Raw genomic sequence first — 21,171 nt, forward strand, 5'->3', positions numbered from 1 at the left:
GGAAGGCGGATCACGGGGCGGTCGTCCCGAACATCAGCGCCGCGAGCATGTCCTGCATGCGCGCGATCTCGGTGATCTGGTCGACGTTCACGTCCGACGCGAGCTTGAACACGGTCTCGTTCTGCGCGGCGCCGTCGGTGGCGAAGAGCGTCTCGACCATCGCCACGGCGCCCTTGTGGTGCTGGATCATCAGCGTCAGGAACTGGCGGTCGAACTCCTCGCCGCGCGCCGCGGCCAGCGCCTGCATCTGCGCGGGCGTGAGCATCCCCGGCATGGCCGCGTGGCCCGCGTGCGGATCCCCGTGCCCGGCGTGCGCGTCGTGGGACTCCGCGGCGGCGGCGCTGTCGCGCAGCGCCGCCGGCTCGGGCACCGGCTGCTCGCGGTCGCGCAGCCACTGCTGCATCGTCGCGATCTCGTCGCGCTGCGCGTTGATGATGCGCGCCGCCAGCGTGCGCACGGCGGGGCTCGCGCCGTGCGTCGGCGCCAGGCGCGCCATCTCGATCGCCTGCGCGTGGTGGCCGATCATCCCGGTCATGAAGCGCGCGTCGGCCGCGACCCACGGGATGCGCGCGCTGTCGGCGCGGGCGCGCGCGATGGCGGCGCGGTCGGGCGCCGCTGCCGACGCCGCCGGCGACTGGGCGGCCGCGGCGGCCGGAGCCGCCACGAGCGCGACGGCGGTGAGCAGGGCCGCGGCGCGGCCGGCGTGGGATCGGGGCATGGCGGTGGAGCGGAGAGGGGCGGGCCCGCGCGAGCGCTCACGAGCGCGCGCGCGCGGGCCGTCCGGGGATCGTCGCCCGGAAGTTTGCATCCGTGCGCGATGGCGAGGTAGCCGCCCGGACCGATCGGCTGGTGCGGGGGCACGGCGGGTCGGCATCTTGCGGCACGACCCTCGGGCGGGCACTGTCGGCCCCGCGGTCCTCCACGTATACCCTGCGCATGCCCGACGGATCACGCCGGCTCGTCCTCCTGCTCCTCCTCGCGGCCACCGCCTGCGGCGGCGAGTCCCGGGGCCCGACGATCGGGATCGCCGTCGACTCGGACGGCCGCATCGGAGCCGAGTACGCGGCGGCGGACGTGAACGCGACGGGCGGCATCGGCGGGGACTCGCTGCGCCTGCGCCTGATGCCCACCCGCGACGCCACCCGCGCCCAGATGTCCATCGGCATCGCGGACAGCCTGGCCGCCGACGCCTCGGTGGTCGCGGTGGTGGGGCACTCCAACAGCGCGGCCAGTCTGGCGGCCTCGCAGATCTACAACGAGCGCCGGCTCCCGCACATCGCCCCGAACACCACCGCGCCGCTCTTCTCGGCGGCCGGGCCGTACAGCTTCCGCCTGGTGCCCGACGACCGGCGCCAGGCGGCCTTCATGGCGGCCGAGGTGGCGCGCGCCGGCGCCCGCCGCGTCGCCATCGCCTTCGTCAACGACGACTACGGGCGCGGCCTGCAGGGGGCGCTGCGGACCGATCTCGCGCGGCGCGGCACCGCGGTCGTGTACGAGACGCCGTACCTCGAGCGGGGCGACTCGGGGCGCGTCGCGACGGTGGCCCGCGCGATGGCCGCCGCGCGGCCCGACCTCCTGCTCTGGCTCGGCCGGCCCGACCAGCTGGATCTCATGCGCCGGGCGCTCGCGCCGCTCCTCCCGTCGCTGCCGGTGCTCGCGAGCGACGGGCTCGACGTCAGTCGCGTCTACGCGCAGCGCGATCGCTACCAGAGCGTCCGCTTCGTGCGGTTCGTCGATCCGGAAGGCCCGGGCGAGGCGCTGGCCGCCTTCCGCACCCGCTTCCGTGCGGGCACCCGCCGGGAGCCCACCACGGACGCGGTCCTCTCCTACGACGCGACGATGCTGCTGGCCGCCGCGCTGCGCGACGGCGCCCGGACGCGCGAGGAGGTCCGGGCGTGGCTGGCCGGCGTGGGCACCACCCGGCCCGCCTATCAGGGCATCTCGGGTCCCATCGCCTTCGACAGCGCCGGCGACGTGGTGCGCCCGCACCGCCTGGCCGAGGTGCACGCCGACGGCGTGCGGGCGGTGAGCGTTCCGTGAGCCCCGTGTCCGCATGAGCGTCCGATCGCGCGGCCTCGCGCTGCTGCTCGTCCTCGGCCTGTGGGGCTGCCGCGACGCGTCGCGGAGCACCATCGGCGTCGCGATGGGCACCGACGGCGTGGCGGCGGCGCGCCTCGCGGCGGCCGACGTCAACGCCGCCGGCGGGATCGGCGGCGACTCGCTGCGACTGCGCGTCACCGAGATGGAGGCCGTCGCCGCGGCGCAGCGCGCGATCCGCGTCGCCGACTCGCTGGCGTCCGATCCGGCCGTCGTCGCGGTGGTCGGACACTCCAACAGCGCCGCCAGCCTGGCCGCGTCGCAGATCTACAATGCGCGACAGCTCGCGCACGTCGCGCCGACGACCACGGCGCCGCTCTTCTCGAAGGCGGGACCCTACAGCTTCCGGCTCGTGCCCGACGACCGGCGGCAGGCGGACTTCCTGGTCGCGGAGATCGTGCGCTCGGGCGCGCGCCGCGTGGCGGTCGTCTACGTCAACGACGACTACGGCCGGGCGCTCCAGCTGGCGGTGCGCGCACAGCTCGACCGGCACGCGACGCCCGTGGTCTACGAGGCGCCGTACCTCGAGCCGGGCGACTCGGCGCAGCTCGCGGTCGTGGCGCGCGCCGCGGCCAACGCGCGCCCCGACCTGCTGGTGTGGCTCGGCCGCCCGCCGCAGCTGGCGCGCGTGCTCGCGACGCTGCGGCCCCTCCGCCCGGCGCTCCCGGTCCTCGGCAGCGACGCCGTCGATCTGGGGCCCGTGTACGAGCAGCCCGCGCGCTTCTCGCTCGTGCGCTTCGTGCGCTTCGTCGACCCCGCGGGGCCGGCGCCATCGCTGCAGGCGTTCCGCGCGCGCTTCGTCGCCGCCAGCGGCCACGAGCCGACCGCCGAGGCGCTGCTGGCGTACGACGCCACCATGCTGCTGGCGGCCGCGATGCGCGACGGCGCGCGCACCCGCGCGGCGGTGCGCGACTGGCTGGCGGACGTCGGCAGCGCGCGGCCCGCGCACCAGGGCATCTCGGGCCCGATCGCGTTCGACAGCGCGGGCGACGCGAACCGGCCGCTCCGCCTGGCCGAGGTGCGCCCCGACGGCGTGCGCGCGGTGAGCAATCCGTGATCGCCGGGCGCGGGCCGCTGCGCGGCGTCTCGGTGCGCACGCTGATCGCCGGCGGCGCGGCGACGCTCGTCACGATCATGGTGGTCGCCACCGCCGGGCTCCTGCTGGTCACCTCGCGCATGCGTCTCGCGCTCGAGCGGGAGGCGCGCACGATGCTCGCCGAGCAGCAGATCGTCGACCGCATCAACCGCGACGTCGCGCGGCAGCTGCTCTACGCCGCCAGCTACCTGGACGACCCGCGCCCCGAGACGCTGGCCGACTTCCGCGACCGCGGCGAGAGCGTCTACACCGCCGTGCGGCGCTACCTCTTCCGCGACCTCTCGCTGCCACAGCGGCTGCAGGTGGAGCGCGTGAAGGAGCTGCACCAGGCGCTCGAGGTGCGCGCGCAGGAGGCGTTCGACGCGCGGCGCGACTCGACGCCGGACGTGGTGCGGGTGCGGGCCGCGGCCGTCGTCGCGGCCGGGGATCCGCTGCAGGTGGCGCTCGACCGCTTCCTCGCGCTGCGCGCCGCCGACTACGACGCGGCGCTGCGCCGTCATGGGGAGACGCTGCGCCGCCTGTACGGCGCGGCGGCGCTGCTGGCCGGGCTGCTGTTCGTCAGCGTGTTGCTGGCGCTGCGCTTCGTGCAGCGCCGCCTGCTCCTGCCGCTCGACGAGCTGTCGCACGCCGCCCAGCGGCTGGGCGCGGGCGACCTCGCCGCGCGCGTGCCCCTGCGCCACGACGACGAGCTGGCGCGCGTCGGCGGCAGCTTCAACGCGATGGCCACGAGCCTCGGCACGCTGCAGCACGAGCTGCGGCGCAGCGAGGACCGCTATCGCCGCCTCGTCGAGCTGTCGCCGGACGCGGTGATCGTGCACGCGGACGACCGCATCCAGCTCGTCAACGACGCCGCGCGCCGGCAGCTCGGCGCGGCGTCGGCGTCGCAGCTCGTCGGGCGCCCGCTGCTGGACCTCGTGCACCCGGACGCGAAGCCGAGCGCCGCGGAGCGGCTGCGCCACGTGCTCGCGGCGGAGGAGCCCGCGTCCGCGGTCGAGCTGCCCTTCCGCCGCCTCGACGGACAGGAGGTGCACGGCGAGCTCGCCGCCACCGCCTTCGAGTTCGAGGGGCGCGCGGCGACGCTGATGGTGGTGCGCGACGTCACCACGCGTCGCAAGGCGGAGGCGGCGCTGCAGGCGGCGGAGGAGCAGCTGCGGCAGGCGCAGAAGATGGAGGCCGTGGGACGGCTGGCCGGCGGCATCGCGCACGACTTCAACAACCTGCTCACGGTCATCATGAGCTACGCGGAGCTGCTCGAGTCGGCGATCTCCGCCGCCGACCCGCTCCGCGACGACGTGGCCGAGATCCGCGCCGCCGCGCGGCGCGCGAGCCGGCTCACCGGGCAGCTGCTCGCCTTCAGTCGCAAGCAGGTGCTGCGGCCGCGGCTCACCGACCTGAATGCGGTGGTCGCGGAGATGGTCGCGCTGCTGCGGCGCCTGATCGGCGCGGACATCGACCTGCGCCCCGAGCTGGAGCCGCAGCTGCCGGCGGTCGAGGCGGACACCGGCCAGATCGAGCAGGTGATCGTCAACCTCGTGGTGAACGCGCGCGACGCGATGCCGCACGGCGGGCGCCTCCACATCCGGACCCGCCGCGTCCTCCTCGGCGCCGACGCGATCGGGGACGTGCCGGGCGCGCGGCCGGGCGCGTACGTCGTGCTCTCGGTGACCGACACCGGCACGGGGATGGACCGCGCGACGCAGGAGCGCGTCTTCGAGCCGTTCTTCACCACGAAGCCGACGGGGAAGGGGACGGGGCTCGGGCTCGCGACCGTCTACGGCATCGTGCAGCAGAGCGGAGGACACATCCGCCTGCGCAGCGAGCTGGGGCTCGGCACCACGTTGGAGATCTTCCTGCCGCAGGCCGCGAACGCCGAGCTCGCCGCCGCGATCCCTGAGGTGGCACCCGGCGCGTCGGGCGGCAGCGAAACCGTGCTGCTGGTGGAGGACGACGAGGCGGTGCGCGCGCTCGCCCGCCGCATCCTGCAGCGCGGCGGCTACACCGTGATCGAGGCCGCAAACGGCGACCAGGCGATCCGCCTCGCGGCCGAGCACCGTGGGCCGCTCGACCTGCTGCTCACGGACGTCGTGCTGCCGGGCATCGGTGGACGCGAGCTGGCCGCGCGGCTGGAGGCGGCGCGCCCGGGGCTCCCGGTGCTCTTCACCTCGGGCTACACCGAGGACGAGGTGCTGCGGCGTGGCATCCACGCGCACACCGAGCGCTTCGTCCCCAAGCCGTACGCGCCGCACGAGCTGCTGGCGCACGTTCGCGGGGCGCTCGACGCGCGACGGACGTCCGCGTCCTGATTCCGTTTGCGCGCCTCGGGCGCGCGGCGTATACATGGAGCCCGAGGACGCTCGCGCCGACGACGGCCGCGATCGCGTCGCGCGCTGGCCAGCAGGGAGCACCGCGTGGCCCACCTCGAGCACCCGCGCACGCACCGCCCCGAGCGCACGGACTTCGGTCCGCGCGCCGACGCCGCGGCGCCCGTGTCGCCGGCGGTGCCGGAGCCAGCGCCACCCGCCGCCGCGGCGGGCATGCCGATCGAGCTGCGCGCGCTGGCCGTGCTGCTGCTGCTGGATCTCGCGGTCGGCATCTGGATGCGCCTGCACGCCGAGCGGTGGCTGTCGTTCTTCGTCACGCACCTGCCGGTGCTGGGCCTCGCCGCCGCGGCGTGGGGCGTCGCGCCCGACGAGGCGAAGCGGTGGCTCACCGGCGGCGCCCGCGCCGCGCTCGCGCGCCGCGCGGTGCTGCGCGCGCTCGCGCTGCTGGTGGGCGTGCTCGCGACCGCGAGCCTGCTCTGCTCCACGGTGCGCGTGGAGTCGGTGGACCCGGGCGTCCGAACGCGGCTGCGCGTGATCGAGGGTGGGCGCACGCTCGCCGACTCCGCGCGCTTCGCGGCCGCGCCCACCGAGCCGCTCAACCGCCTGACGACGCCGATCGCGTTCCGCGTCTGGATGCCGCCGACGGGGCGGCGCGTGTGGGTGCACGGCCCCGGGCTCGCGAGCGCCAGCCGCCTCGTGCTGCCGTGGGTGCCGACGACCATCCAGTATCCCGACGACTTCGACTCGCTGGCGACGCTGGCCGCGGTGCCCGCGCCGGCCATGCTCCGCCTGCTCGCCGATTCGAGCACGCGTCCGGTGCTGACGATCCGCGACGGCGTGGACACGAGCGCGGTGCTCGCGCGCGCGCCGCTGGCGGCGCTGCGCGCGGTCGTCGTCGGCTTTCCCGAGCCCGCGCCGCCCGACACGGCGACGCTCGGCCGCTGGACGGAGCGGCTGCGCGCCTACCTCACCGACACGACGGCCCTGCAGGACAGCGCGTCGCTCGCCGCCCGCGACCAGGACGTCGCGGCCACGCTGCGGCAGTGGGCCGCGGTCGAGCGGCGGCGCAGCGCGCGGCCGCTGGTCGTCGGCGACCTGCTGCGGTGGGAGCTCCGCCGCCGCGACGGCACGCTGGTGCGATCCGACACGACGAGGGTGACCCGTGCGATCACGACCATCTTCCTCGACCCCTAATCGCCGCGTGGCGCTGCTCGCGGCGCTCGCGCTGCCCCTGCATGCGCCCGCCGCGCAGGTCGCGCGCGCGCCCGTCACGCTCGACGTGCGCATCGACGGGCCGCTGTACCGCACGCAGCTCGGCGACGACGCGTGCACGGCGCGCTGCGCCACGCTGCGCGGCGCGCTCTCGGACTCGGTGCGCGCGGCGTTCGAGCGCAGCTTCGGCTTCCTCGAGTGGCGCCCGACGGCCGCGCCGGACACGCTGGTCGTCGCGTGGGTGAACTCCGAGGCCCAGACCGGCAAGCTCGCGCTCTCGCTCCGCGGGAAGCACGCGCGCCGCGGCACGCGCACGACGCACGTCCCGTTCGAGAGCTTCAACGCGATCGCCACGCGCCCGGCCGCCGACTGGCAGAGCGTGCCCCGCCTGAGCGCCGCGTGGAGCGCGCAGCTGCGCACGATCCTCGCGCGCCCCTCGGAGACGCAGGGCATCCTCACGAACCTGCTCTGGCAGATCCCGCTCGCCGAGCGTGGCGGCGTCTCGCTCGGCGAGGCGCCGGACGTGGTGGTGGGCGTCGGCCCGCGGGCGCTGCGCGCGGATCCGGCGCGCAATCCGGTGTTCGTCGTGCGCATGCACGTCGTCGATCCGGCCACCGGCCCCATCGCGAGCGCGCGCCAGGACACGACGGAGATGTCGCTCGCCGGCTGCAGCCGCAGCGGCGGCGGCGCGACCTACCGCTGCCGCATGGACCAGCTGGTGTACCCGGAGCGCACGCCGCCCGACACGGTGCGCGGCGCCGCGGAGCTGAGGACGCTCGCGCGCCGCGCGAAGCAGCAGCCGGTGACGCTGCACCTCTGGACCTACTTCCCGGTGGACCCGGCCGACGACGCGCCGCTCCACCGGCCGCGGGAGTGACGCGATGCGTGCCGTGATCCCCGCCATCGTGCTCGTCGGACTGCTCGCGGGCTCCGCGCGCGGCCAGCTCCCGACGCCGACCCGGGTCAGCTCGGCCGCCGCGGCCACGAGCCGGCTGCAGCAGGGACGCGCGCTGCTCGACGCGCGCCGCTTCGCGGAGGCGCGCGACGCCTTCGCCGCGGTGCTCGACGCGGACGTGGAGCTCGACGCGGGCAGCCGCGCCGTCGCGCACTTCGGCCGCGGCGTGGCGGTGCAGGAGCTGCTGCGCGACGCGGAGGTGAGCGATAGCGGCGTCGTCGCCGCCGCGCTCGCCGACTACGACCAGGCCCGCCAGCTGGACTCGGCCGCGTACTTCGCCGCCGCGGGCTACAACGCCGCGCTGCTGCACCGCGCCATGGGCCGCCACGACCGCGCGGCCGCGACCTTCGTCGCCGTGTCGGCCGCGGAGCCGCCGGCGCGCCGCGCGCGCACGCTGCTCCGCGCCGCGCGCGAGCTCGAGGCGGCCGGGACGCCCGGCGCCGGCGACAGCGCCCGCGCGCTCTACCGGCGCGCGCTGGCCGCCGACAGCTCGCTCGACGACGCGCGCCTCGCGCTCGCCGGACAGCCCACGGGCGTCGCGCCCGCATGGTCGCTGGCGTCGCTGACGGCGCTCCTGCGCGACTCGTCGCGCGCGCCCGCCGTCGCCGAGGCGACGCTCGCGGCGCTGCACGCCCGGCCGGCGTTCCCGCCGCCCGTCGCGGACTCGCTGCTGCAGCTGCTCGCGACCGCCAACGTCGTGGCGAGCCTCTCGTCCGAGACGTTCGCCGCGACGCAGCGCGACCGGCTGCGCGACGTGCCGTCCCTGCATCCCACGCTGCGCGACGGCGTGACGGCGATGCTCGCGGCCTACGCGTCCACGCCCGTCACGCCGGAGGCGCGGTGGTGGCAGTCCGGCTCGTGGGACCGGCGACGCGCGTGGAGCGGCGTGCTGCGCACCATCGGCGAGTGGCACGAGCGCGACGGTCGCGAGGCGCTCGCCGCGACCTACTACGAGCGCGCGCTCGGCTTCCCCGACGAGGAGGTCGGGCCGTGGGTGGATCTGAACGCCGTGCTCCCGCTGGTGCTGATCTACGACCGGCGCGCGCGCACGTCGCCCGAGGCGGCGCAGCGGCTCGACCGGCTCATGCGGTCGGTGTTCGAGGGCAAGGCCATCGCCTACCAGCGCGAGGACATCCCGCGCATCCGGCAGTTCCACATCGCGCTCGGCAGCTACTACGCGGGGCGGAGGCAGTGGGTGGGCACGCCGCGGGGCGCGATCTTCCAGCTGGAGCGCATGCGCGAGATGACGCGGCGCATGGGCGGCGCGGCCCAGGGCGTGTGGGACCCGCCGCTGCTGCTGGAGCAGCTGATGGAGGGCTACCTCGCGACGAACCGGGCGGACGACGCACGGAGGCTGCTCCCCGCGCTCACCGAGGCCAACCGCCACGCGGGCCGCGCGGACACGACCGCCCGCTGGCGCGCCCGCATCGATCGGCCGGCGTCGGGCTGACGTCGGGTTGACGTCGGGCCGACGGCGCGGCGTCAGCCGCCCGCGCCGATCGACGCCTCGAGCAGGGCGCGGCGCTCGCGCGCGAGGCGGAGCTGGCACGTCAGCGCGTGCTGGTCGTCCGCCGTGCCGCCGACGGCGAGCGACTGCGCGCGACATTCGCGCTCGCGGTAGCGTGCCCACGCCGCTGCCGCGCTGTCGAACGCGGCCGCCGCCGCGGCCGGGCGCGTACGGACCAGCGGCTCGCGCACGCGCAGCATCGTCGCCGTCAGCCGCTCGTCCTCGCGCCGCACCGCGCTGGCCAGGCAGGCGGTGAGCGCGCGCGTGTCCGCGGCCGTCACGCACGCGGCGTCGGCCGGCGCGCCGTCGTCGCCGACCTCGATCACGCGCGTGCGCGGTGCGCGCGGCGGCACGGGCGGCGTGGGGACCGGCATCGCCGTCCCGGCGAACGGCGTCGCCCACGCGCCGAACGGATCGATCAGGAGCACGGACGGCCCGGCGCGGCGGACGCCGCCGGCGGGAGCGCGCGGATGCGCGCGTGGCGGGGCGTGCGGCACCGCCCGCCGTATCGCCGGCGGCAGCACGCGTACCGTGCGCAGGTCGGCCGGCGGGCCCGATGCGCGCGGCAGCTGCGCGCGGCCGGTCGCGGGAGCGGCCAGCAGCGTGGCGGCGAGGCCGAGCAGGGCAGGGCGCACGGAACACCTCGGGGGCGCGGGGACGTCCGCAATCTACGCGGCGTTGCGGGGCGCCGTCGACGAGGCATCTTCAGGGCGTGCAACCGCCCTCGACGCCGGTCCCGCCGCTTCGCGCCGGCGCGCTGCTGGCAGACCGCTACCGCATCGTGCGCGAGCTCGGGCACGGCGGCATGGCGACCGTCTACCTGGCCGACGAGGTGAAGTACGGCCGCCCGGTCGCCGTGAAGGTCCTGCGCGCCGACCTCGGCTTCGCGCTGGGCGCCGAGCGCTTCCTGCGCGAGATCGGCATCGCCGCGCGGCTGTCGCACCCGCTGCTCGTGCCGCTCATCGACTCGGGCGAGTGGGAGGGGATGGTCTACTACGTCTCCGCCTACGTCGAGGGCGGCTCGCTGCGCGAGCGGCTGCGGCGCGACCGCACGCTCCCGGTCGCGGAGGCGGTGCGCATCACGGTGGACGTCGCGGCGGCGCTCGACTTCGCGCACCGCGCGGGCTTCGTGCACCGCGACGTGAAGCCCGAGAACGTGCTGTTCGCCGACGGGCACGCGCTGCTCGCGGACTTCGGCATCGCGCGCGCGACGTGCGACGACGACGCCGAGCCGGTGACGGCGGCGGGGCTCGCGATCGGCACTCCCGAGTACATGAGCCCCGAGCAGGCCAGCGGCGAGTCGCGTCTGGACGCTCGGAGCGACGTCTACGGCCTCGCGTGCGTGCTCTACGAGATGCTGGCCGGCGAGCCGCCGTTCAGCGGCGCGGCCCCGCGCACCATCATGGCGCGGCAGGTCACCGAGGAGCCGCGCCCGCTGCGCGCGCTGCGCCCCGAGGTGCCGTCGGGCGTCGAGGCCGCGATCGTGCGCGCGCTGGCCAAGGATCCGGACCGTCGCTTCGCGTCCACCGCCGACTTCGCGGCGTCGCTGCAGGCGTCGCTGCAGGCGTCGCTGCAGGCCGAGCCCATGGCGCGACCGCGCGGCTACGCCGGTGCCACGCGCAGCCTCGCGGTGCTGCCCTTCGTCAACGCGAGCCCCGATCCCGAGAACGAGTACCTCAGCGACGGCATCACGGACGAGCTGATCGACGCGCTGGCCAAGGTGGACGGGCTCCGCGTCGCGTCGCGCACGTCGGTCTTCGCGCTCAAGGGGAAGCCGCAGGACGTGCGCGCGATCGGCGCGCTGCTCGACTGCTCCGTGGTGCTGGAGGGCACGGTGCGGCGCGCGGGGCACCAGCTGCGCATCACCGCGCAGCTCACCTCGACCGACGACGGGCGGCTGCTCTGGTCGCAGCGCTACGATCGGCGCGTGGCCGACGTGTTCGAGATCCAGGACGAGATCGCGCGCACGATCGTCGGCACGCTGCGCGCGACGTCCTTCGCCGACCTCGCCGCGCCGCCGGTGCGCCGCCACACCGAGAGCGCGACCGCGTATCGCCTCTACCTGCGCGGCCGCTACGAGTGGAACCGGCGCACGCGGGAGGGCGTCGCCGCCGGCATCCGCTACTTCGAGCAGGCGATCGCCGAGGACCCGACGTACGCGCTGGCGTACACGGGGCTTGCGGACTGCTACGCGCTGGAGGTCGACTACCGCAGTATCCCCGTGCACGACGGCTTCGCGAAGGCCAAGGACTACGCGCGGCGCGCCATCGCGCTCGACGACACGCTGGCCGAGGCACACACGTCGCTCGCCTGGAGCCTGTTCGCGTACGACTGGGCGTGGGACGAGGCGGGGCGCGAGTTCCGCCGCGCGATCGAGTGCGACCCGCGCTACGCCACCGCGCACCAGTGGTACGCGTTCGCGCTCGCGTCGCGCGGCGCGCTGGACGAGGCACTGGTCGAGGGCCACACCGCCGTGGAGCTGGACGGCGGCTCCGTGTCGGCGCGGCGCTCGCTCGGCTGGGCGTACTACTACGCGCGCCGCTACGCCGACTCGCGCTACCACCTGGACCGTGCGATCGCGATGGATCCCAACGCCGAGGAGAACTACCGCACGCTCGGCCTCGTGCTCGCGATCGAGGGCAACCCCGACGAGGCGACGCGCGTGCTGGAGGAGGCCGCGGCGATGCCGGAGGCGGGGAGCTACACGCGCGGCACGCTCGCCTACGCGCTGGCGCGCGGCGGGCGCACGGCGGAGGCGCGCGCGATCCTCGCCGAGCTGACGGCGCAGGCCGAGCAGGGGTACGTCTCGCCCGTCGCCTTCGCCACCGTCCACCTCGGGCTCGGCGAGGTGGAGCCCGCGCTCGACTGGACGGAGCGCGCGCTGGAGGCGCGCCGCGGCTGGCTCGCCTACCTGCGCGTGAACCCGATCATGGACCCGATGCGCGGCCACCCGCGCTTCGACGCGCTGCTCACGCGCATGCGGCTGCGCGACGCGTAGGCGCGCGTCCGCCGCGCGTCAGCCGCGGTTCGGTGCAGGCTGCGCGACGCGCTCCTCGTAGCGGCGCATGAGCGGCGTCACCGAGATGCCGTGCACGACGACGGACGCCGTGACCGTCGCGAGCACGATGCTCACCAGCCGCTCCGCGAGCGACTCGGGCAGCCCGTGCTCCGCCGCGTAGGCGAGGTAGTAGATCGAGCCGATGCCGCGGATGCCGAACCACATCGTGAGGCGCCGCTGGAGCGCCGGCGCGCCGCGCATCGGCGCGCCGAGGCGCACCGCGAGCGGGCGGATCACGAGGAACAGCAGCGGCGCGAACCACCACGCCTCCATCGACAGCGTGCGCGTCGACAGCAGCCCGCCCACGATCACCACGACGGCCACCTCGGCCACGCGCTCCAGCTGCTCCGTGAAGCCGAGCGCGGCCTCCGCCATGTAGGCGGGCGCCGTGTCGGGCGCGGTCGCGATCTCGTCGGCCTCCGCGGTCAGGGCGGCGGCGTGCACGTCGGGCGGCGCATCGGCGCCGGTGAGCTCCTCGGTCGCGCGGCGCTCCTCGCGCCGCAGCGCGAACCCCGCCGCGAACACCGCGAGGAAGCCGTACCCCTTCACCAGCAGCGCGGCGCCGTACGCGAGCGCGATCAGCCCGAGGGCCAGCAGGTCGTCGAGGCCGAGCGCCTCGCGCTTCTCGCGCCGCAGCCAGAGCACGAGGCGGCTGATCGCCCAGCCCAGCCCCCACCCGGTCGCCAGGCCGGCCGCGCCGGCCCACAGCACGTCCACCGCCAGCCACCGCCAGCCGAACGCGCCCAGATCGTGCGCCCCCAGCAGCCCGAGGCCGAGCATCACGAAGGGGAACGCCGTGCCGTCGTTGAGGGCCGCCTCGCCGGTCAGCGCGAAGCGCAGCCGGTCGCTGTCGGCCGCGTGGCCCACCTGCACGTCGCTCGCGAGCACGGGATCGGTGGGCGCCAGGATCGCTCCGAGCAGCACCGCGGCCCCGAGCGGGAGCTGCAGCAGGTACACGCCGGCGACCGTCGCCAGGCCGATGGTCAGCGCCATCACCAGCGTCGCCAGCCGCACGGGCGCGTGCCACCGGTCGTCCGAGAGCGCCGTCCGCAGCTTGAGCCCCGCGGCGAAGAGCGAGACCAGCACCGCGACCTCCGTCAGCCGCTCCAGCCAGACCGCGTCGCGCAGCGCGTCGAGCTGGATCAGCCCGAGCCCCAGCGGGCCGAGGGCCGCACCGGTGGCCAGGTAGAGCAGGGTGGTGGTGAGCGGCAGCCGGCGCACGGCCGAGCCGACGGTGGCCGTGACCACCAGCAGCAGCCCGACCAGCGTGAACCAGATCCCGACCTTCATGCGGCGGGGACGGACGGCGCGCTCATGGGCGCTCCCCAATGCACGGATGGGACCGTGTGTACGCCTCCGTACGATTGCGGGTGCGGATTTGCTCGCCGGGCGTACATTCGGGCCACCTGCCGTCCTACCCTCCCGGTCCTTCATGCCCCACCGACCGCCGTTCGCCCGACCGCGTCCGTCGCGCCGCCGACTCGCCGTGGGCATCGCCGCCGCCGTGCTGGGGACCGCCGCCTTCATGTGGCGGCGCACGCCGCCGCGGGTCCAGGTGCTCGACACCCAGGAGCACCGCGTGCGCGTCACGACGGTCGTCGACGGGCTCCGCAGCCCGTGGGGGCTGACCTTCCTGCCGGGCGGCGACCTGCTGATCACCGAGAAGCGCGGGCGCCTGCGGCTGGTGCGCGCGGGCGTCCTGCAGCCGGAGCCGGTGGCCGAGCTGGAGGTCGCCTCGTCGGGGCAGGGCGGGCTGCTCGACGTCGAGCTGCACCCCGGCTTCGCGCGGAACCGGCTGGTCTATCTCACCTACTCCAAGCCGGGACCGCGCGGCAGCACGACGGCGCTCGCGCGGGGGCGCTGGGACGGCAGCCGCCTCGTCGACGTGCAGGACGTCTTCGTGGCCGAGGCGTGGGGCCGCGGCGGGCAGCACTTCGGGTCGCGTATCGTCTTCGACCGCGCCGGGATGGTCTACTTCGGGGTCGGGGAGCGCAACGAGAAGTATCCGGCGCAGGACCTCGCGTCCGACAAGGGGAAGATCCTGCGGCTGCACGACGACGGGCGCATCCCGCGCGACAATCCATTCGTCGGCCGCACCGACGCGCGCCCCGAGATCTTCAGCTACGGGCACCGCAACCCGCAGGGGATGACGCTGCATCCCGTGACGGGCGAGCTGTGGGAGACCGAGCACGGCGCGCGCGGCGGCGACGAGGTGAACCACGTGCGCGCGGGGCGCAACTACGGCTGGCCGCGCATCACGCACGGCGTCGACTACTCCGGCGCGCGCATCAGCCCCGACTCGGCCCTGCCGGGCATGGAGCAGCCCGTGCTGCACTGGACGCCGTCCATCGCCCCGTCGGGGCTCGCGATCTACGCCGGCGACCGCTTCCCGCGGTGGCGCGGGCACCTGTTCGCGGGCGCGCTCGCGGGGCAGCAGCTGCGCCGCGTCGTGGTCGAGGGCGACCGCGCGGTGCATCAGGAGACGCTGCTGGAGGGCCGCTCGCGCATCCGCGCGGTGAAGAACGGCCCCGACGGCAACCTCTATCTCCTGACGGACGCGTCCGAAGGTTCGCTGTTGCGGGTCGAGCCCGCGCCATAGCATCGTGGGACCGGCGCGCGGCGCTGCACTGCCTCACCTGCACCTGGCCTGCCCATGCGGTCCGTAGACCTGCACCTGGTGCCCGGCGGCGCGTCCGTCGGCAGCTCGCCATCGGAGCATGGCGATCCGCGCGAGCGCGTCCCCGAGGGACCCGGCCACTCGGTCCAGTTCTACGAGAACGAGGCGTTCCTCGCCGCGGCGGTCGCCGACTTCGTGGCCGACGGCGTGGTCGCCGAGGAGCCGGTGCTCGTGATCGCGACCGCGACGCATCGGCGGGCGTTCGTGCGCCGGCTGCGCGCGAAGGGCGTGGACGTCGAGCAGGCGCGCGGCGCGGGGCTGCTCACGTGGTGCGACGCCGACGCGATGCTCGGGCGCATCATGGACGGCGGGCAGCCCAACGAGGACCGCTTCCGCGCGGAGCTCGGCCCGCTGCTGGAGCGCGCGGAGCTGCGCCGGCGCGGCGCGACCGTGCGCGCGTATGGCGAGATGGTGGACGTCCTCTGGCAGCGTGGCGAGATGCTCGCGGCGCTGCGGCTCGAGGCGCTGTGGAACGAGCTCGCGACCACGTACCACTTCGCGCTGCTGTGCGGCTACGCGATGGGACCGTTCTACGGGCTCGCGGGCACCGCGCACCACCAGGCGGTGTGCGGCTGCCACACGCACGTCATGCCCACGCGTCGCACGATGGCGCCGCCCGCGCCGCCCCTTCCCACGCCGCTGCCGCTCGCGGTCGCGCATCCGGCCGACGGCGAGACGCCGGACGACGCGGACGACGTGGACGACGCCTCCGAGGCCGAGCGGGAGCGCGACGCGCTGCGACGCCAGACGCGCGTGCTCGTGGCGGAGGTGGCGGAACGGCGGCGGCTGGAGCAGCAGCTGCGCGCCGCGCTGGCCGAGCAACGGCGCGTGGAGCGCGAGCTGCAGCGCAGCCGTCGGCTCCTGCTCGAGGCGCAGCGCGTCGCGCGCGTCGGCTCGTGGTCGGTGATCCCCGCCACGGGCGTCACCGAGTGGTCGGACGAGCTGTGGAAGCTCCTCGGCCTGTCGCCCGAGGCGGGCGCGCCGTCGGTGGAGCGGCTGATGGCGGCGGTGCACGAGGAGGACGTCGCGGCCGTGCGCGCGATGCTGCGCCGTGCGGCGGCCGCCGCGATCGCCGGCACCAGCGCGCCCGCGGCCGACGACGTGCGCATCCGACACGCCGACGGCACGGTGCGCATCTGCGAGTTCCGCGTCGCGTCCACGCCCGCGAGCACGCAGCAGCCACCGATGCTGCACGGCACGCTGCTGGACGTGACCGCGCAGCGTGCGGCCGAGACCGAGCGGCGCGCGCTAGACGCGCGGCTGCTGGAGACGCAACGCCTGGAGACGCTGGGCGTGCTCGCGGGCGGCATCGCGCACGACTTCAACAACCTGCTCACGAGCATCCTCGGCAACGCCGACATGCTGCAGTTCGCGCTGCCGGAGGGCACCGGCGAGCGCGTGCTGGTGGACGAGATCCTGCTCGCGGGCCGACGCTCCGCCGACCTGTCGCGGCAGCTGCTCGCGTACGCGGGCCACGCGTCGTACGTCGTGCGCGCGCTCGACCTGTCGGCGCTCGCGGTGGAGGTGGGCGCGCTCCTGCGCACCGCCATGCCGGCCGGCGGCACGCTGCGACTGGACGTGCCACGCGGCGGGATGGTGGCGGGCGACCGCGCGCAGCTGACGCAGGTGCTGATGAATCTCGTCACGAACGCCGCGGAGGCGCTCAATCCCGACGGCGGCACCGTGACGGTGCGCGTGCGCGAGCACACGCTCGACGAGCGCGAGGCGGCGCGGCTGGCGAAGGTGTGCGCCACCGGCGGCGGTCCGCTGCCCGCAGGGCCGTGCGTCCGCCTCGAGGTCAGCGACACGGGCGTCGGCATGTCGCGCGAGGTGCGCGCGCGGATGTTCGAGCCCTTCTTCACGACCAAGCGCAGCGGCCGCGGGCTCGGGCTCGCGGCGACGCTCGGGATCGTGCGCGCGCACGGCGGCGCGCTGGCGGTGACCAGCACGCAGGGGCAGGGCACGACCGTGCGCGTCTGGCTGCCGGCGGCGCCGTCGGGCGCGGAGGCGGAGCGCGCCGGCGCGGTGGCGGCGAGCGGCGCGCCGGCGGCGGTGCCGCAGCCGCGCATCCTCGTGGTGGACGACGATCCCGCCGTGCGCGGCACGCTCGCGCGGCTGCTCGGGCGCCTGCGCTACGACGTCGTGCAGGCCGGCGGCGCGAGCGAGGCGCTCGCCGCGCTCGATGCCGGCGACGCCCCACCCGCCCTCGCGATCGTCGACTTCACGATGCCCGAGGCGGGGGGGCAGGAGACGGCGCACCGGCTCCAGGAGCGGTGCCCCGGCCTGCCCGTGCTCTTCACCAGCGGCTACGGCGATGCCGAGGCGCCCGGCGGGGCCACGCTGCCCACGCTTGGCGAGCGCCCGCTGCTGCCCAAGCCCTACGACCTGCGGACGCTGGAGCGCCTGGTGGGGGGCGCGCTGCGCGCGAGGGACGCCGCGCCGGGGGGCTGAGCGCCGGGCACGCCGGCCCACGGCCCAGCGTTCCGGAGGGGAGCCGCGTCATTGAGGCACGGGTCGGCTGGACGACCCGGGGCGCCGTGCGCCCGCGCGATTCCCTACTGTCCCATCCCTACGATATGAAGCGAGCAGCTCCCGTCCTGGCGGCGCTCGTCGTCAGCGCCTGCGCGCGCCCGGCGACGACGCCCGCCACGAACGCGCCCACGCCGGCGCGGGGCCCGAATGCCGGCGCCCCGACCGCCGGCCCGGCCGCGGGTGCGCCCGGCGCCTCGGGCGACTCGACCCAGCGCACCGGCGCCACCGCCGGCCCGCGCCCCTACGCGCGCGTCATCACCCCGGGCACGCAGACCCGGCGCGGCCTCTTCGTCACGCACCGCCAGAACGAGCGGCTGCTGTTCGAGATCCCGCGGCGCGAGCTCGGGAAGGACATGTACCTCATCGGCCGCTATGCGGCCGCGCCCGCGGCCAACCCGAACCTCCCGGGCGGCGGCTTCGGCGCCTACGGCGGCGACCAGTTCGGCGAGCAGTCGCTGCGCTTCGACCGGCAGGGGAACCGCGTCATCGTCCGCTCCCCGCAGTACGACATCTCGGCCGACACCACCCTGTCGGTGTACGCCGCGGTGCGCGCGTCGAACTACGCGCCGATCATCGCGGTCCTCAACGTCGAGGCGTTCGGTCCCGACAGCGCGCCGGTCGTCGACGTGACGCGCCTGTTCACGACCGCGGTCCCCGAGATCGCGGCGATCCGCGGCACCATCGACCCGCAGCGCTCCTACATCGAGCGCGTGGTCGCCTTCCCGAACAACGTCGAGATCGAGGCGACGCAGACGGGCGTGCCCGCGGCGACCCCCGGGCAGGGCGGCGGTGGTGGCGGCGGCGCGGCCGGCGCGGCCCGTCCGGCGCAGTCGGTGCTCGCGCACTGGTCGCTCGTGAAGCTCCCCGAGAACCCGATGATGCCGCGCCGCTTCGACGAGCGCGTCGGCTACTTCTCCGACCAGACGGTCGACTTCGGGACGAACGAGCCGCGCTCGGTGCGCAGGCGCTTCATCACGCGCTACCGCCTGGAGTGCAGCGACCGCCGCGAGGGCGACCTGTGCTACCCGAAGCAGCCGATCACGTACTACGTCGATCCGGCGACTCCCGAGTGGCTCAAGAAGTGGGTGAAGGCGGGCATCGAGGAGTGGCAGCCGGCGTTCGAGGCGGCGGGCTTCAAGAACGGCATCGTCGCGGCCGAGGCGCCCGCGAACGATCCGGACTGGAGCCCCGAGGACGTCCGTCACACGATGATCCGCTGGCTCCCGTCGACGACGGAGAACGCCGTCGGCCCGAACGTGCACGACCCGCGCACCGGTGAGATCCTCAACGGGTCGGTGCGCATGTTCCACAACGTGATGAACCTCAACCGCTCCTGGTACTTCACCCAGGCGGCGGCGATCGACCCGCGCGCGCGCAAGCTGCCGATGCCCGACTCGCTCTCCGGGCGCCTGCTGCAGTTCGTCGTCGCGCACGAGATCGGGCACACGCTCGGCCTGCAGCACGACCAGATCGGCAGCTCGACCTACCACCCGGACAGCGTGCGCAGCGCGACGTGGGTGGCGAAGATGGGCCACAGCCCGTCGATCATGGACTACTCGCGCTACAACTACGTCGCGCAGCCCGAGGACAACATCCCGCTGCAGTACATCATCCCGCGGGTCGGGCCGTACGACCGGTTCGCGATCATGTGGGGCTACAAGCCGATCCCGGGCGCGACCAGCACCGAGGCGGAGCGCCCGACGCTGAACCGCTGGGCGCGGATGCAGGACACCATCCCGTGGTACCGCTTCTCGGCCAACAACGAGTTCGGCGGCTTCGGCACGCTGTCCGAGGCGGTGGGTGACGCCGACCCGGTGAAGTCGACCACGCTCGGCTACAAGAACCTGCGCCGGGTGATGGGCTACCTGGCCGACGCGACGCGCCTCCCGCTCGAGGACAACAGCGACCTGCGCGAGCTGTACAACCGCACCGTCAACCAGTGGGCGACCGAGGCCGGGCACGTGGCGACGATGATCGCCGGCGGCACGGTGCAGTACAAGGTCGGCGAGCAGCCCGGCCCCGTGTACGCGCCGCTCTCGCGCGCGCGCCAGGCGGAGGCCGTGCGCTTCCTGAACGAGAACGTCTTCCGCACGCCGACGTTCCTGATCGACCCCGAGGTCGGTGCCCGCATCGAGGCCAACGGGATGATCACGCGCATCAACGGCGCGCAGTCGCGCGTCCTGAACGCGGTGCTCGACGATCAGCGGCTGAACCGCCTGCTGGAGCAGGAGGCGATCAACGGCGACCGCGCGTACTCGCTGGCGTCGATGCTCGACGACGTGCGCCGCGGCGTGTGGAGCGAGGCGTACGCCGGCAGCCCGAACGCGGACGCGTACCGCCGCGAGCTGCAGAGCGACATGCTCGCGACCATCGACCGCAAGCTGAACCCGCCGGCGACGCCGGCCGGGGGGCAGCAGCAGCCGAACTTCCCGGGCTTCACGCCGCCGGCGCCGCTGTCGGACGACGCGAAGTCGCACCTGCGTGGCACGCTGACGACGCTGAAGGCGGACCTGCAGCGCGCGATCCCGCGCACGACGGACCGCGCCACCAAGCTGCACTTCCAGGGCGCGGTGCAGCGCATCGACAACATCCTCGACCCGAAGGGCTGAGTCGCGGACGCTTCGAAGACGACGACGCCCCCGCGGCCACTGGCCGCGGGGGCGTCGTCGTCTCGGGCAACCGATCGGCGTGTCGGGCCCGAACTGCAACAGCAGCAAGGATGAAATCTGATCAGATCGGATAAAAGCGGATGGCTCCGTGTGGCAGCGAGGGATCTCGCGGTCCACCGGAGCCATCCGTCGTTATCAGACCTTATCCGATCTTATCCTTGCAAATGCCCTTTGCAGCTTGGGCCGACGCGGCGATCAGCGCGTGCCCGGCGTGTGCGACGTCAGGTACAGGTTCAGCGATCCGAACGAGAGCTTCGACTTGAGCTGCAGGATGATCCGGCGATCGTCGTCGGAGATCCACACCTCGGCCTTGCCGCCCTCGGAGAAGATGCCGTTGGTCTTGATCGACGGCTGCACGACCACGGCGTCGAACGTCCCGGCGGGCACCGTCACGCGCTCGCGGCGCAGCACCTTGATCGTCACCGGGTTGCGGTCCGGCTTGAAGTACTGCTCGAAGCGGTACGTCTGCCCCACGACCAGCGGCACGGTGCGGATGTAGTACAGGAACGACCCGTCGTCGAGCGGGCGCGCGGCCGACGGCAGCTCGCCGCGGTCGTCGTGCAGGTCGTCGTACGTGCGGCGCTCGGGGAAGATCTCGAAGCGCGACACGCGCTCCTTCGGCCCCTCGTCCTGGTCCTTGTGGAAGCGGAGCGACGCGAGGTCGTCGCGCGCGAACCAGCTCTCGAAGACGTCGTGGACGCGGAAGCCGGGGATGCCGCCCTTCACGGTGAACACCGTGTGGTACGCGGGACGCCCGCGCACCGTCTCCACGCCGCGCACCTCCATGCTGCCCGTGCCGGCCTTGATGGGGCCGAAGCGGACGTCGTACTTGAGCTGCTCGCCCGGCGCGAACGGGCGCGCCGCCGCATCGGCGTCGGCCGACACGGGCGCGACGGCCGTCAACGGCTGCGCGGCCAGCGCCTGGCCGGCGGCCGGACGCCCGGCGACGGCGCCGAGGGCGGCGGTCAGCGTGGCGAGCGTGAGGAGGGTGGGGCGGACGCGCGGCATGGAGCCACCTGTGGCGAAAGGCACCGCGCGCCGGGGCGC

14 protein-coding genes are annotated in these 21,171 nt (G+C 75.2%); 10 read left to right on the forward strand and 4 right to left on the reverse strand.

The annotated features are described in order from the left end of the window. Positions 1 to 10: 10 nt before the first annotated feature. Complete coding sequence (locus tag rosag_RS21630) at positions 11 to 718, reverse strand: DUF305 domain-containing protein (protein WP_284352257.1); 708 nt, start codon at positions 716 to 718, stop codon at positions 11 to 13. A gap of 218 nt (positions 719 to 936) precedes the next feature. Here rosag_RS21630 and rosag_RS21635 point away from each other — a divergent pair, with 218 nt between their 5' ends. The 6 genes from rosag_RS21635 to rosag_RS21660 all read left to right on the forward strand — a co-directional run bounded on the left by rosag_RS21635 (position 937) and on the right by rosag_RS21660 (position 9,131). Then, entirely contained in the window at positions 937 to 2,040 is a 1,104-nt protein-coding gene (locus rosag_RS21635; RefSeq protein ID WP_284352258.1) for an ABC transporter substrate-binding protein, read from the forward strand. Positions 2,041 to 2,053: 13 nt separating this feature from the next. Further along, on the forward strand, positions 2,054 to 3,154 hold the full coding sequence (locus rosag_RS21640; protein WP_284352259.1) for an ABC transporter substrate-binding protein: 1,101 nt from the start codon (positions 2,054 to 2,056) through the stop codon (positions 3,152 to 3,154). Continuing rightward, positions 3,151 to 5,496 (forward strand): hybrid sensor histidine kinase/response regulator, encoded by a 2,346-nt coding sequence (locus rosag_RS21645; RefSeq protein ID WP_284352260.1) that lies wholly within the window; start codon positions 3,151 to 3,153, stop codon positions 5,494 to 5,496. Before rosag_RS21640 ends, rosag_RS21645 begins: the two co-directional genes overlap by 4 nt. A gap of 105 nt (positions 5,497 to 5,601) precedes the next feature. Continuing rightward, on the forward strand, positions 5,602 to 6,708 hold the full coding sequence (locus tag rosag_RS21650) for a hypothetical protein (RefSeq protein ID WP_284352261.1): 1,107 nt from the start codon (positions 5,602 to 5,604) through the stop codon (positions 6,706 to 6,708). Between the two features lie 7 nt (positions 6,709 to 6,715). Further along, a complete protein-coding gene (locus tag rosag_RS21655; protein WP_284352262.1) occupies positions 6,716 to 7,603 on the forward strand; it encodes a hypothetical protein in 888 nt (295 codons plus the stop codon). 4 nt (positions 7,604 to 7,607) lie between these two features. Beyond that, entirely contained in the window at positions 7,608 to 9,131 is a 1,524-nt protein-coding gene (locus tag rosag_RS21660) for a hypothetical protein (RefSeq protein ID WP_284352263.1), read from the forward strand. Positions 9,132 to 9,163: 32 nt separating this feature from the next. Here rosag_RS21660 and rosag_RS21665 read toward each other — a convergent pair whose 3' ends face one another. After that, positions 9,164 to 9,823: a lysozyme inhibitor LprI family protein gene (locus rosag_RS21665; protein WP_284352264.1), complete on the reverse strand. Its 660-nt coding sequence runs from the start codon at positions 9,821 to 9,823 to the stop codon at positions 9,164 to 9,166. 77 nt (positions 9,824 to 9,900) lie between these two features. Here rosag_RS21665 and rosag_RS21670 point away from each other — a divergent pair, with 77 nt between their 5' ends. After that, entirely contained in the window at positions 9,901 to 12,186 is a 2,286-nt protein-coding gene (locus tag rosag_RS21670; RefSeq protein WP_284352265.1) for a protein kinase domain-containing protein, read from the forward strand. 18 nt (positions 12,187 to 12,204) lie between these two features. Here rosag_RS21670 and rosag_RS21675 read toward each other — a convergent pair whose 3' ends face one another. Continuing rightward, on the reverse strand, positions 12,205 to 13,536 hold the full coding sequence (locus tag rosag_RS21675; RefSeq protein WP_284352266.1) for a cation:proton antiporter: 1,332 nt from the start codon (positions 13,534 to 13,536) through the stop codon (positions 12,205 to 12,207). Between the two features lie 142 nt (positions 13,537 to 13,678). Between rosag_RS21675 and rosag_RS21680 the strand changes: the two genes are divergently transcribed. From rosag_RS21680 to rosag_RS21690, 3 genes are all read left to right on the forward strand, one after another. Further along, positions 13,679 to 14,845 carry a PQQ-dependent sugar dehydrogenase gene (locus tag rosag_RS21680; RefSeq protein ID WP_284352267.1) on the forward strand — a complete coding sequence of 389 codons (1,167 nt, stop codon included), beginning with the start codon at positions 13,679 to 13,681 and terminating at the stop codon, positions 14,843 to 14,845. 54 nt (positions 14,846 to 14,899) lie between these two features. Beyond that, positions 14,900 to 17,374 (forward strand): MEDS domain-containing protein, encoded by a 2,475-nt coding sequence (locus rosag_RS21685; protein ID WP_284352268.1) that lies wholly within the window; start codon positions 14,900 to 14,902, stop codon positions 17,372 to 17,374. A gap of 125 nt (positions 17,375 to 17,499) precedes the next feature. After that, positions 17,500 to 20,064 (forward strand): zinc-dependent metalloprotease, encoded by a 2,565-nt coding sequence (locus tag rosag_RS21690; protein ID WP_284352269.1) that lies wholly within the window; start codon positions 17,500 to 17,502, stop codon positions 20,062 to 20,064. A gap of 255 nt (positions 20,065 to 20,319) precedes the next feature. Here the strand turns inward: rosag_RS21690 and rosag_RS21695 are convergent, their stop codons facing one another. Further along, entirely contained in the window at positions 20,320 to 21,132 is an 813-nt protein-coding gene (locus tag rosag_RS21695) for a DUF3108 domain-containing protein (RefSeq protein WP_284352270.1), read from the reverse strand. Between the last annotated feature and the right edge of the window lie 39 nt (positions 21,133 to 21,171).

This window comes from Roseisolibacter agri, assembly GCF_030159095.1.
Classification (GTDB): domain Bacteria; phylum Gemmatimonadota; class Gemmatimonadetes; order Gemmatimonadales; family Gemmatimonadaceae; genus Roseisolibacter; species Roseisolibacter agri.